The organism is Sphaerochaeta sp. (genome assembly GCF_050178175.1).
Taxonomy (GTDB): Bacteria; Spirochaetota; Spirochaetia; order Sphaerochaetales; family Sphaerochaetaceae; genus Sphaerochaeta.
Genome location: NZ_JBFXGH010000006.1, coordinates 26,491 through 39,083 on the forward strand (window position 1 = coordinate 26,491; position 12,593 = coordinate 39,083).

Consider the following 12,593-nt stretch of genomic DNA (forward strand, 5'->3'; position numbering starts at 1 on the left):
GTGTTGGAGAATTACGTACAAGAAATCGTGCAACGGACAAAGCTGTTTGCTTGGCAGGTGGAGCAATTGCGATTCAGTGGCGATTTGTATATTTACAATCCATTACAATATGCCTGGAACATGCATGAAGCCTATTTGAGGACCTATCTCTCCCATCCCATACAGGCACTGATGCTGGGGATGAATCCCGGGCCTTTCGGTATGGCACAAAATGGTATCCCTTTCGGTGAAGTGGGTGCAGTGAAGCAGTTTCTAAAGCTCGATGAACCTATTGGAAAACCTTCTATCGAGCATCCATCACGTCCAGTGCTTGGGATGACTGTACAGCGAAGTGAGGTCAGCGGTAGGCGCTTGTGGGCATTGATGGAAGAACACTATACAAGTGCTGATGCATTCGCCAAGGAAATGGCTATCGTCAATTACTGTCCTCTCGTATTCATGGAGCGCTCAAAATACGCAAAAAATATCACCCCTGACAAGCTTCCCAAGGTTGAGAGGATGGCTCTTGAGGCAATCTGTGACCGGTATCTCATGGATCTTATTACATTATTGGAGCCAACCTATCTTATAGGAGTAGGCACGTATGCACTGAAGAAGTTGGAACAGGTTGTTTTGCCTGATAGTAGATATATACTAGGTTCCATCATTCACCCCAGTCCAGCCAATCCACAAGCAAACAGGAATTGGAAAGAGAAAACCCAGCAACAACTCATTGCCCTTGGTATATGGAAAGATGCATGAGCTTGTATTCTAGATTTGTTTTATATCCTAGGTGAATATGTCACTTTTAGAACTGTAATTCCCCAAAAAAAGGGCTCTAAGCTTACAAGTATGAAAAAATCTTACTAGACAATCAACTTTGGCTTTGATACTCTGTAGGACATGGATACCATACTTGTGCGTCCTGCCTATGCCAAGGTTAATCTACATCTGGCCGTCGGCCAACCGTTTCAAGATGGGTATCATCCCATCCGTTCCCTATTTGCCTTGGTGAATCTTGCCGATGATGTCTCCATCACGGTAAAGGGGGAGCGCAATTTCAAGGTAGAAGTAACTGGATTGGAAGCATTTCAACTTGATGGAGAGGATACCTTGACCAAGGCTGCCCGCCTATGGTGTGAGCGAACTCGGTTACCCCTCTCTTTACATATAGATTGCAAGAAACGAATTCCCTCCCAGGCTGGTTTGGGTGGTGGTTCAAGTGATGCTGCTTCTGTGTTGCTTCTGTTGCAGGAATATGCTGGGGAAGCTGCGCTTGATGAGAAATCCCTAGTGGATATCGCGCTGCAAGTTGGAAGTGATGTCCCTTTCTTCCTCTCTTCACAAAGCTGCGCAATAGTGACTGGTAGGGGAGAGGTGATTACACCTATTCAGCAGAGGGATTTGGCACTGTGCTTGGTGATGCCTACTTTCTTTTCTGCATCTACGTCATCTGCATACGCCAGGCTTGACGAAGTTCGTAGCGGCAGTTTGGTTACATTGGGGCCTGCAGGTGAGGAGATTGCAGAAGTTTTCGAGAAATCACCTGCGGTATGGAAAAGTTTGTTGTATAATGATTTTCAACAAGGTGTGGTGCACCAGGACTTCTATGGCCAACTTGAACAGCTATGCGGTACTAGCCATGGATATTGTGGTCTTACAGGCAGTGGTGCTTGTTGGTTTTTCGTCAGTGATGATACGAAACAAGTACAGGCTGTTTACGATGAGATACAGATGCAGTTCGGGGCTGGGGTAATGAGCTGGAAAACCGGTTTAGTTATGAAAATAAGATAAAGGTTGTTTGGAGGTTCTTGTGGACATTTCAGAGGTTCGAGTACGAAAAGTAAGTCAAGCAGGTAAATTGAAGGCTTATGTGACCGTAACGTTTGACAATCAATTTGTGGTGCACAATATCAAGATTATAGAGGGCAGGGAAGGAGACTTTATTGCCATGCCAAGCAGGCAGTTGGCCAATGGGGAATTCAAGGATGTAGCCCATCCAATCAGCAGCGACTTCAGGGATCATTTGCAGCAAGTGGTAATGAATGCATATGTCTCTGAGGAAGCACAGGAAGCTCCCCAGGAAACAGAAAAAAAGGAATTATAGCAATCTGCTGGACAAACTTGGGAATATGGTATACTGTCATTTCCGTTGTTGGGAAGTCGCCAAGCGGTTAAGGCTCTGGTTTTTGGTGCCGGCATCGGGGGTTCGAATCCCTCCTTCCCAGTAGCGAGCAGTCCTGTTTTTTGGGCTGCTCATTTTGTTTGTGTGGAGTAGTACTTGTGCTGGTACGCCAAAACATTCTATACTCCCACACTAGTGGTATTTTAAATATCCAAATGTTATGGTAATTGGGCATCATGCAATAATGATGTGCCAATGAGAGTACAAGGAGTATGTATGTCTGAAATCAACAGAAGCTTGAAAGCTAAACCGAGAACCGAGGATTTTGGTAGTGCCGGCGCACGTCGCCTGCTTCGCAGCGGCCAGATTCCAGCCGTTATCTATGGCAAGAAGGATCCTGTGCACATTGCCCTTGATGCCCGTGAATTCACCAACAAGATGCGGCACTTCTCAGAGACAGCATTGCTGAAGATTGCAGTAGGCAGAAAGCACTATGAAGTATTATTGAAAGATTATCAGGAAGACTTGATGCGTGGAGAGATCAAGCACGTTGACTTTTATGAGGTTACTCGTGGTCAAGCCCTTCGTACCTTGGTTGCTGTTGTTCTCAAGGGAAGCCCCATTGGGACCCGTGAAGGTGGTGTCCTTGACCAGGTTCTCCATGAAATTGAGATTGAGTGCCTGCCAAAGGATCTTCCCGATTCAATTGAGGCTGATGTAAGCCACTTGGAGATCAACCAGGCACTGCACTTGAGCGACATAAAATTCCCAGAAACCATCAAGGTTCTTGAAGACATGTCGAGGACTGTTGCTTCCGTCAAGGGAGTAAAGGCTGAGGTTGTAGAAACTGCTGCGGAAGAAGAAGCAGCAGCAAGTGTTTCCGAGGAAGAGTAGGGGTAACAATGCAGTTGATTCTTGGTCTGGGTAATCCTGGTTCCAAGTATGCAAACTCCCGCCACAATGTCGGATTCGATGCAGTGGAAGCTTGTGCAGCGTTTTTTCAGGTTCGCTTGAGAAAACGCTGTTTTCGTCTTTATAGACAAGCAATGGTGGGGAGTTCTGTATCCTTGGTTGAACCACTGACCTATATGAATAGGAGTGGGGAAGTCATGCGTTACTTCCCTGATGTGAAAGCAGAAGAAATTGTGGTAGTCTGTGATCAGATGGACCTTCCTCCTGGATTGATCAGGATCCGAAGGGGTGGGAGCAGTGCTGGTCATAACGGCCTCAAGAGTCTTATCAGCTCGCTGGGCAGCAGCAACTTCACCCGTATCTATATCGGAATCGGCAGACCGGAAGAAGGGGTGTCGGTGGTGGACCATGTCCTCTCTCGTGATTCATCCCTTGCCTTACAGGAAGGAATCATGCTTGCTTCCTCAGCACTGCAGGATCTTATCAATGGAAAGTCAACGGAGGAGGTAATGCTTGCCTACAACAGACGCAATCGTTCCTAAGACAATCAGGGATTTTCTTTCCTCTCACCACATCCCAGGGGATATGCGCATTGCTGTCGCCTTTTCTGGTGGTAGTGATTCCCTTGCGTTGCTGATCGGGCTCTCGGCTTTGTTGCCAAAAGATCAGGTTTCTGTCTTGTATGTCAATCATCGATTACGTTCAGAGCGAGAGCTGTCCCAGGAGTTGCAGCTTTGTCTTGCGAATTGCCAACGGTTGGGATATGGTCTTGAGGTTCTTGATTTGGGTAAGGGAAGTGTTGAGGCGAGAGCAAGAAGCGATGGTGAAGGTATAGAAGCCGCTGCACGAACACTGCGATATGAGGCCTTGTACGCTGCATGCCGTAACCATGGTTGTACCTATCTTGCTACTGCACATAATGCTGATGACCAGATGGAGACCTTGTTGATGCGTTTGTTTCAGGCCTCCTCGATCTCTTCTCTCAAGGGAGCAGCATCGTTTGCACAGTCTCCTGATAAACCCACATTGATCAGGCCTTTACTTACGCTTTCCCACCGAACCCTCAGCTCATATGTAGAGGCTGAAGGGTTTCAGTGGGCAGAGGATTCGACCAATGACGAGGATGCCTATCTGCGAAACAGGATTCGCCATATGCTCAAGCCACAGATTCTTGCACTCTTTCCAAATGCCTACAATGCAGTCTCAATCATGTCCAGGCGCTTTTCCGATATCGCTGGGGTGTTGCAGATGGTGGAAGAGGAGGAACTTTCCCATGTGGAGATACTCAAGGGGGAAGTGCGGTTTTCTCTTGCTTGGTACCAAGGGTTAGCGCAAGAGATGCGGGAGCAATTGTTGTTTCGCCTGTACGCAGAGGTTTTTGCTTCTGGGACACAGCGCATTCGTCAGGCTATGATAGCACGGTTGCAGGATCACCTTGATGCCAGTACCGTCTCCAGCCGTTTACTCATTGAAGCTGGAAGAAGCAGGGTAATGGTCTCTGATGGTAAGGTGCTATGGAGTCAGGTCACTCAACATCCCCACTTTCTGATTCCCTTGTTGCATCCAGGGGATGAACAGGAAATTCCCCTGCCGGGAGGCATTGTGTTTTGTATTGATACGCTACAAGGTGAAGCAGATACACAATTGCTAATGATTGATGCAGATGCTTTGGATCATGCAGTTATTCGATCAGCAGAAGATGGGGATTGGATCGAGCTGGAAGCTGGTAGGGTTTCTGTAGCTAAATTGCTCTCCTCGTATCGTATTCCCAAGGACGAACATCCAACGGTTCCTCTCTTGTGTGACCGTAGTGGTGTTGTAGCGGTTTTTGCACGTATGTATGGGGGTAGGGACCGGTTGGCACGCCGTTTCAAGGCTCCCCTTGCCCGAAGATTGACAAATATATATAGTAGTAGAATAAAGGAACAATGACAGTGAAATTGAGAAAAGACAGCCAAGAGAACGGACCTGACAAACAGTCTGACAACCAGGACCCCAACCAGTATTGGCAAGGTCCTCCAAAGAATGACAAAAAGCCACCTTTCATGGCCCCGAATAATCCGAAAAATCGTTTTGCACTGATAGTGTTTACCACCTTGGCAATCTTGTTTGCCTATATGTTTTTTGATAGTGCTGCAGGTGCTGAGCAGTCGGTACCGTACACCACTTTCCTCTCTTATGTTGATTCTGGCCAGGTAACGCAGGTCGAGATAAAGGAACAATCCCTGATTCGGTTTGCTTTGAAAAACGGTCTTACGGCGCAGACCAGAATACCGTACTTCGATGAGACCTTGCTAGAATCTCTGAAGCAGCAGGGTGTCTCGGTAACAGGTTCTGTACAGGAGATTTCTTTCCTGCAAGTAATATTGCAGTTGCTCCCATGGATCATTTTCATTGGGTTTACCATCATGTTGTATCGCCAGTCCAGTGGGCTGAACGGGAAGATGATGTCAACGCTTGGAAAGAACAAGGCAAAAGAGTATATGGAGACTGACACCAAGACCACATTCAAGGATGTGGCTGGTCAGATAGAAGCGAAGTATGAATTGGAGGAGGTGGTCTCCTTTCTCAAGTATCCTGACCACTTCACCAAGGTTGGAGCAAAGATTCCCCGTGGTGTCCTGCTGGTGGGTCCTCCAGGAACCGGTAAAACATTGTTAGCAAAAGCAGTTGCCGGAGAGAGTGGGGTTTCCTTCTTTCATACCAGTGGATCTGACTTTGTTGAGATGTTTGTAGGTATGGGTGCTGCCCGTGTACGTGACTTGTTTGAACAAGCCCGAAAGCATTCTCCCTGTATTCTGTTCATTGATGAACTTGATGCTGTTGGCCGTACTCGTGGAGGTGGTCTTGGTGGGGGGAATGATGAGCGAGAACAGACATTGAACCAGATTCTTGTGGAGATGGATGGATTTAGTACCACCACAGGAGTTATCGTGATGGCAGCCACCAACCGCCCCGATGTATTGGATCCTGCCTTGCTTCGTCCTGGCCGTTTTGACCGTCAGGTGGTAGTCGATCTACCAGACATTAAGGAACGAGAGGAGATACTTAGGATTCACTGTAGGAAAATCAAACTGGAAAAGGATGTTGATCTTAAGCGTCTTGCCCGTGGTTCAGCTGGTACCAGTGGAGCCGATCTGGCAAACCTGATCAATGAGGCCGCCCTGTTTGCTGCCCGGAAGAACAAGAGTACAGTTGGAATGAGCGAGATGGAAGAGGCACGGGACAAGATTCTTCTCGGTGTTGCAAGAAAGAGTCGTGCAATGACAGATGAGGAGAAGAGAGCAACCGCCTATCATGAAGCTGGGCATGCCTTGCTTCACTACTACCTTGAGCATCTCGATCCGTTGCACAAGGTAACCATCATTCCTCATGGACGTGCACTTGGCCTGACGGTCAGCCTTCCCGAGCGAGATCCATACACCAAGACCCAATCAATGCTGAATGACTGGATAAAGGTTTGCATGGGTGGTTATGTTGCAGAGGAGCTGGTGTATGGGGAAACCACAACTGGTACCAGCAACGACATCAAGCAAGCAACCGACCTTGCCCGCAGGATGGTAACAGAGTGGGGTATGAGTGGATTGGGATTCGTCAACCTTGCCGATGAGTCTGAACCGTTGTTCTTGGGGCGGGAGATCACACAGCACAAGGATTACAGTGAGGAGACCGCAAAAAGAATTGATGCTGAGATCCACAAGATCCTTGACAAGGCAATGGAAGAGACGCGTAAGATTCTCTCTATCCATCGTGACCAATTGGATACCCTTACTGCTGAACTGATTGAGAAGGAGACCTTGGATGATGCACAGATCAGAATCCTCCTGGGTTTCGAAGCTCTCAACGATTTCCAGGGAGAATCACCTGAGCATGAGGAGACTGTTGATGCATCTCCACAAAAAGAGCCCCCTGGTACACAAGAAGAAGCTACAAAAGAATAAGGGATAGTATGCCAGCTGATATTACACTGACACGAAATTTTTGCATCATTGCGCACATAGACCACGGCAAGTCTACTCTTGCCGACCGTTTCATCGAAAAAGCAAAGCTCTATGTTTCTCGTGGCCCTGCGCAGGATCAGATGCTCGACAATATGGATATTGAAAGGGAGCGCGGAATCACCATCAAGAGCCAAGCGGTAACCATTCCCTACACGGCAGCCGATGGTAAAACGTATGAGCTGAATCTTGTCGATACTCCGGGTCATGTTGACTTCTCCTATGAGGTAAGTCGTGCGATCAGCTCATGTGAGGGTGCTTTGCTGATTGTTGACGCATCCCAAGGTGTCGAGGCGCAGACCTTGGCTAACTTGTATATGGCCATGGAACACAACCTTACCATCATACCGGTCATCAACAAGATTGATTTGCCTTCAGCTGATATTGATGCTTGCTTGCACCAGATTGATCATGACTTGGGTTTGGAATCAGAAGAGACTGTCTTGGTGAGTGCAAAAACCGGCGTGGGAGTGGATGAGCTTTTTGAGGCTATTGTCAACCAGATTCCGCCTCCAGAAGGAAAAGACTCCCTCCCTCTCCAGGCCCTGATCTTTGACTCCCACTATGATGCATATCGTGGAGTCATCGTACACTGTCGTGTTTTTGATGGGATCCTGGAGGCTGGTTCAGAAGTTCGCTTTATGCATACCGATACTCCCTATAAGGTTGAGGAGGTCGGTTTTTTCCAACTTGGCCTGGTCAAAACAGATGCGCTGCATGCAGGGGATGTCGGCTATGTCATCACCGGTGTTAAGACTATCAGCGATGTTAGGGTTGGAGATACCATCACCACGGTCAAGAATGCTGCAAAGAAACCTCTTCCTGGATTCAAGGATGTGAAACCAGTAGTTTTCAGTTCAATTTACCCGGTTGATACCAATGACTATGAGGAGTTGGTGAATGCCATTGAAAGACTCAAACTCAACGATGCTTCCTTGATCTATGAGAAGGACAGTTCAGCTGCACTTGGGTTTGGATTCCGTTGTGGGTTCTTGGGAATGTTGCATCTTGAAGTCATCCAGGAACGTATCGAGCGTGAATTTGGACTGTCAATCGTATTTACCAGCCCTTCGGTTAAGTACATCGTCCATATGAAGAACGGTGATGTTATCAATATTGACAATCCTCTTGAGTATCCAGACCCGATGCGGGTTGATTACTCTGAGGAGCCCTTCATCCAAGCCAATATCATTACACCCAGCCAGTTCGTAGGACCGCTGATTACGCTCTGCATGGAGAAACGTGGGGTCCAGGTGGGAATGAATTACCTTGATGAGAAACGCGTTGAGTTGATGTATGAGATGCCATTGAGTGAGGTACTCTTTGATTTCTATGACCGCATGAAATCTGTGAGTCGTGGATACGCTTCATTCGACTACCAATTGATTGGGTATAAACGAACCGATCTGGTGAGACTGGATATACTGGTAAATGGAGAGCCGGTTGATGCGCTGAGCCAACTTGTTTTTAGGGGAAACAGCCAGCTGCGGGGGAAGCAGGTTTGTGAGCGGTTGAAGGGAGAGATTCCCCGTCAGCAGTACAAGATTGCCATCCAGGCAGCTATTGGTGGGACGATTGTCAGCAGAGAGACCATTACCGCCTTCCGGAAGGATGTTACAGCCAAATGTTATGGTGGTGATATCAGCAGGAAACGCAAGTTGCTCGAGAAACAGAAAGAGGGTAAGAAACGCATGAAAATGGTGGGCAATGTCGAGATACCCCAGAGTGCATTCCTCGCTGTTCTCAAGAGTGATGACAGTTCCAAGTAATGTATTCAGCCAATTCTTTGTTGTTCTCGATGGTGGCTGGGTGTATACTCGTTGCAAGAAAAGATTACTTCAAGGGAGTGTAGTATGTTGACCAAACAAGTCGTCGCCCAAACCAATGACGGGCAACCCATTTATCTGATAACGCTTTCCAATGGACCATACTCCGCTGAAATTCTCAGTTTGGGGGCGAATCTCAAGACATTGAAGACCCCGGATCGGAATCAGAAGGTTAGGGATATTGTATTGGGTTTTGAGAATCCATTGGATAACTTGACATCGACTACTTACTTTGGGCAAGTTATTGGACGATTTGCCAATCGTATAGCAAAAGGTACATTCTCCTTGGATGGTAAACAGTACACGCTTGAAACAAATGAAGGAGAGAACACCCTCCATAGTGGGAAGAGTAATTGGGGGTGGCGGAATTGGCACGTCGAGACCTTTGAATGGGATGGGAATCCAGGTGTTGTGCTGAGTTTGTTCAGTCCCGATGGGGAGGGTGGATTCCCTGGTAATGTGAATTGTACCGTCTCTTATGTGCTTACCAAAAATGGGGAGTTGCGTATTGAGTATGAAGCAACAGCTACCCAACCTACGCCAATCAATCTGACCAATCACAGCTATTTCAATTTGCGGGGTGCCGGCAGCGGGGAAATTACCGCTCATGAGGTGAAGCTTGCTTGTGATCGATATCTCGAGATAAATGATCAACTGGTTCCCACTGGAAACATTCTTCCCGTGAAAGGTACGGCTTTTGATTTTACCAAGGGAAAGCCATTGGGACATGATATTGAAGAAGCAGGTGGGTATGATCATTGCTTCATTCTTGAACAGACACCGACTACCAAGCCGGTGGAATTTGCATGGATTCATGAACCTGTTTCAGGCAGAACCATGAAAATCAAGACGACCATGCCAGCTGTCCAGATGTATAGTGGAAACTTTCTCGAAGGAAAGGATATCGGTAAAGGTGGTGTTGCTTATCCTAAGCATGGTGGTGTCTGTTTTGAAACACAGTACTATCCGGATAGCCCAAACCATGAATCGTTTCCTTCTTGCATTTTCAGCAAAGAGAGGCCTTACAAACATACGACAGTCTTCTCCTTCGGTGTAAAATAGGTGGGATGATATAGAGACACCTACTTGCAATCCTAGGTGCAGCTATCGTAGAAAAGTGAAATATGGCTGAAGGAGCCCCGAATGAAAGAAGTGAAAATTATTGGGATTACCGGTGGGTCTGGTTCAGGAAAATCCACGATTGTGAAGAAGATCAGTGAAGTTTGCACCGATTTCGTGTTTATTCCCCAGGATAATTACTATCGCTCTGCCACTTTCATCAGCAATGCCAATATTACCGCCTTCAACTTTGATCATCCTGATGCTTTTGACATGGAATTGCTTCATGAGCATCTGAAGACGCTCAAGGAGGGCAAGGCCATAGAGATGCCCCAGTATGATTTTGTCCATCACCGGAGAAAGGAAGAGACGGTATCGGTTGCACCGAGGAGTCTGGTGATTCTTGAAGGGCTGATGATTCTGTATGATAGCAATATTCGGGATTTGTTGGATTTGAAACTGTATGTAGACACCCCGGATGATATACGCTTCATTAGACGGTTGAAACGTGATATTGCAGAGCGAGGGAGAACCATCGCAAGTGTATGTACACAGTACCTTGAGGTTGTGCGACCGGGCCATTTCAATTTCATCGAACCAACCAAGGCTTTCGCTGACTTGATCATTCCTGAGGGTGGGTACAATGAGAATGCTCTATCTGTGCTTATTCCCTTTGTAAAGGAACTTGCTGGTTGATCAGCGTTTACGGAAGAGGGTAAAACCATCCTTTATTGCTTTCCAAGACCAAGTGTCTGGAACTGGATCATCCCCTCCATAAAACCAGCGACTGCATCGGATGATTCTGGCAAATCCTATAATAAAGCCTTTAAAAATACCATGCTTTGTCACGGAATCTACCATATACGTGGAACAGGTAGGGTGGTAGAGACAGCTTCCACCGCCAAAAAAAGGTGATAAAATTCCTTTGTAAAGGTACACTGGGATGAGGAATATCTGTCGTAGTAGCCAAAGGATTTTTTTCATGAGAACATTCTATTGAGCGATTGTAAAAGATGCAACAACTGGATACACTGTAGGGGAAGACATTTGACTTGTAACGTGATAATCATTATGATGATGATAAAAATTTAGAAATTGAGCATTTGTATGGAGGAATAGGTATATGGCAGGAAACGTATCCAAGAACGCACGCCGTGAAGGTGCAAAAACAATGACCAGTCGCTGGGGTGGCACAATCAAGATGAAAGCAGTTTTCGAGAATGGAAAACTTCGTCATGTGGCATATTGCGAGAAATCAGGTAATACTGCTCGCAAGCCCAAAGATTTGATGTAAGGAATTTGTATCAAGAAAAATAGCCGTCAGCCTGTGATTCAAAGCATCGCAGGCTCCTTTTTTTGATGAATCTTCCGGAAAATCACCATTTTTCCCGTATTTTTAATGTATCCGTTTCAAGTAGTGTGTGTTATAGTGTTGATGAGTACGTATACAACGACACATGAGAACGTCATGAGGAGGAAACACGTGAAACGTCTTTCAAGAACAATTATGGCAGCAATGCTGGTAGCTTTGTTGGCTTTTTCCCTTGTTGGCTGTAAGAGCACTGCAAAGGTAGAAGCAATCCCCCCAGCTCCTGTTGAACCCGCTCCTGAGCCGGTAGCCCCAGTTGAACCCGCTCCTGAGCTCGTAGAGGTGCCAGAGCCAATGCCAGAGCCTGCTCCACCCGCGCCGGAACCGGTGGCTGAGGAACCCAAGGAATTGGTCTTGCCCTATGGTGTGCAGGAGATTGTAAAGAATGATGACGGAGCGAAGGTCTTCGATCTGTTTATTGTACATACCAACGACCTGAACGGTAACATCTACAGCGAGAACGGCGGACTTGGCCTTGCAAGGCTGTCCACTGCGCTGAAGGCCGGGCGTGCAATTACCGACAACTGGTTGCTGCTGAACAGCGGCAATGTCGGCGAGATACCGGCTGAGGCTGCGATGCTGGCCGCCGAGGTGGTTGATGAGCTCGGCTACGATGCCTACACCCCGCAGGCAGTGCAGCTGGCTACCGGTATAGCCGGGACGAAGAAGGCCCTGCCGTTGAGTGCGAATGCACTGGATGCGGACGGGTACCTGGTCGCCCAGCCGTATCAGGTGTACAACTACAACGGCTTCAAGGTCGGCGTGGTAGGGCTTGTAGCCCCGAAACCGATCCAGGGAGTGAGCTTCACCAGTGACCTGATTCTGGACAATGCACAGTACGCTGTGGACATGGCCAAGGATTATGTGGACTACCTCGTGGTGCTCAGCGACCTTGGCAGCAAGGGCGATCTGACCAGTGAGATGGTAGCCCAGAACATTGACGGCATCGACCTGATTGTCGACGGCAATGGTCCTGCAATGGCCAAGACCGTGAACGGGACCCTGATTGTACGTGCGGACGAGATGCTGAAGAGCGTCGGTGGCGTGCAGGTGAGCGTGGAAAACGGAAAGGTGAAGAACGTTGTTCCGATGATTCTTCCGGCAGCCGATGTGCTTGACCCCGCCAAGAGTGCAATTGCCAAGGCATATGAGCCGTTTGCGAGAGCGATGGGCTACACGCTGCAGGTAAGCGTACCTGAGGATCCGGCCATTGTCTCATTGATTGGAGCAACCCCGAAGCCGATGGTGAAGGCAGAGGTCCCTGCAAAGGCAGAGGTCCCCGCACCGGCACCTGAGGTGAAGGAAGAAGCTCCCGCACCAGAGCC

At 47.8% G+C, this 12,593-nt stretch carries 12 protein-coding genes, 1 tRNA gene and 1 pseudogene; 13 read left to right on the plus strand and 1 reads right to left on the minus strand.

Features of this window, described 5'->3' with window-relative positions:
* The first annotated feature begins 120 nt into the window (after positions 1-120).
* From AB7S66_RS01495 to udk, 11 genes are all read left to right on the plus strand, one after another.
* Positions 121-741: a uracil-DNA glycosylase family protein gene (locus tag AB7S66_RS01495; protein WP_428517611.1), complete on the plus strand. Its 621-nt coding sequence runs from the start codon at positions 121-123 to the stop codon at positions 739-741.
* Positions 742-882: 141 nt separating this feature from the next.
* Positions 883-1,773 carry a 4-(cytidine 5'-diphospho)-2-C-methyl-D-erythritol kinase gene (gene ispE, locus AB7S66_RS01500; protein WP_428517612.1) on the plus strand — a complete coding sequence of 297 codons (891 nt, stop codon included), beginning with the start codon at positions 883-885 and terminating at the stop codon, positions 1,771-1,773.
* A gap of 19 nt (positions 1,774-1,792) precedes the next feature.
* Positions 1,793-2,086, plus strand: coding sequence for a septation regulator SpoVG (spoVG, locus tag AB7S66_RS01505; RefSeq protein WP_428517613.1), 294 nt, complete (start codon positions 1,793-1,795; stop codon positions 2,084-2,086).
* Between the two features lie 49 nt (positions 2,087-2,135).
* Positions 2,136-2,207, plus strand: a tRNA-Gln gene (locus AB7S66_RS01510).
* Between the two features lie 173 nt (positions 2,208-2,380).
* The gene (locus AB7S66_RS01515) at positions 2,381-2,998 is read left to right on the plus strand and encodes a 50S ribosomal protein L25 (RefSeq protein ID WP_428517614.1); all 618 of its coding nucleotides are present in this window, start codon (positions 2,381-2,383) and stop codon (positions 2,996-2,998) included.
* 8 nt (positions 2,999-3,006) lie between these two features.
* Positions 3,007-3,558 carry an aminoacyl-tRNA hydrolase gene (gene pth / locus AB7S66_RS01520; RefSeq protein WP_428517615.1) on the plus strand — a complete coding sequence of 184 codons (552 nt, stop codon included), beginning with the start codon at positions 3,007-3,009 and terminating at the stop codon, positions 3,556-3,558.
* Complete coding sequence (gene tilS / locus AB7S66_RS01525) at positions 3,530-4,948, plus strand: tRNA lysidine(34) synthetase TilS (protein ID WP_428517616.1); 1,419 nt, start codon at positions 3,530-3,532, stop codon at positions 4,946-4,948. Before pth ends, tilS begins: the two co-directional genes overlap by 29 nt.
* 2 nt (positions 4,949-4,950) lie before the next feature.
* The gene (gene ftsH / locus AB7S66_RS01530; RefSeq protein WP_428517617.1) at positions 4,951-6,957 is read left to right on the plus strand and encodes an ATP-dependent zinc metalloprotease FtsH; all 2,007 of its coding nucleotides are present in this window, start codon (positions 4,951-4,953) and stop codon (positions 6,955-6,957) included.
* A gap of 8 nt (positions 6,958-6,965) precedes the next feature.
* A complete protein-coding gene (gene lepA / locus AB7S66_RS01535) occupies positions 6,966-8,783 on the plus strand; it encodes a translation elongation factor 4 (RefSeq protein WP_428517618.1) in 1,818 nt (605 codons plus the stop codon).
* A gap of 84 nt (positions 8,784-8,867) precedes the next feature.
* On the plus strand, positions 8,868-9,902 hold the full coding sequence (locus AB7S66_RS01540) for an aldose epimerase family protein (RefSeq protein ID WP_428517619.1): 1,035 nt from the start codon (positions 8,868-8,870) through the stop codon (positions 9,900-9,902).
* An 81-nt stretch (positions 9,903-9,983) separates the two neighbouring features.
* On the plus strand, positions 9,984-10,595 hold the full coding sequence (gene udk / locus AB7S66_RS01545; protein ID WP_428517620.1) for a uridine kinase: 612 nt from the start codon (positions 9,984-9,986) through the stop codon (positions 10,593-10,595).
* Here udk and yidD read toward each other — a convergent pair whose 3' ends face one another.
* The gene (yidD, locus tag AB7S66_RS01550) at positions 10,596-10,883 is read right to left on the minus strand and encodes a membrane protein insertion efficiency factor YidD (protein WP_428517621.1); all 288 of its coding nucleotides are present in this window, start codon (positions 10,881-10,883) and stop codon (positions 10,596-10,598) included.
* A 139-nt stretch (positions 10,884-11,022) separates the two neighbouring features.
* Here yidD and AB7S66_RS01555 point away from each other — a divergent pair, with 139 nt between their 5' ends.
* Positions 11,023-11,193 (plus strand): hypothetical protein, encoded by a 171-nt coding sequence (locus AB7S66_RS01555; RefSeq protein ID WP_428517622.1) that lies wholly within the window; start codon positions 11,023-11,025, stop codon positions 11,191-11,193.
* 189 nt (positions 11,194-11,382) lie between these two features.
* Positions 11,383-12,593 (plus strand): annotated as a pseudogene (locus AB7S66_RS01560) (5'-nucleotidase C-terminal domain-containing protein); the annotation flags it as partial.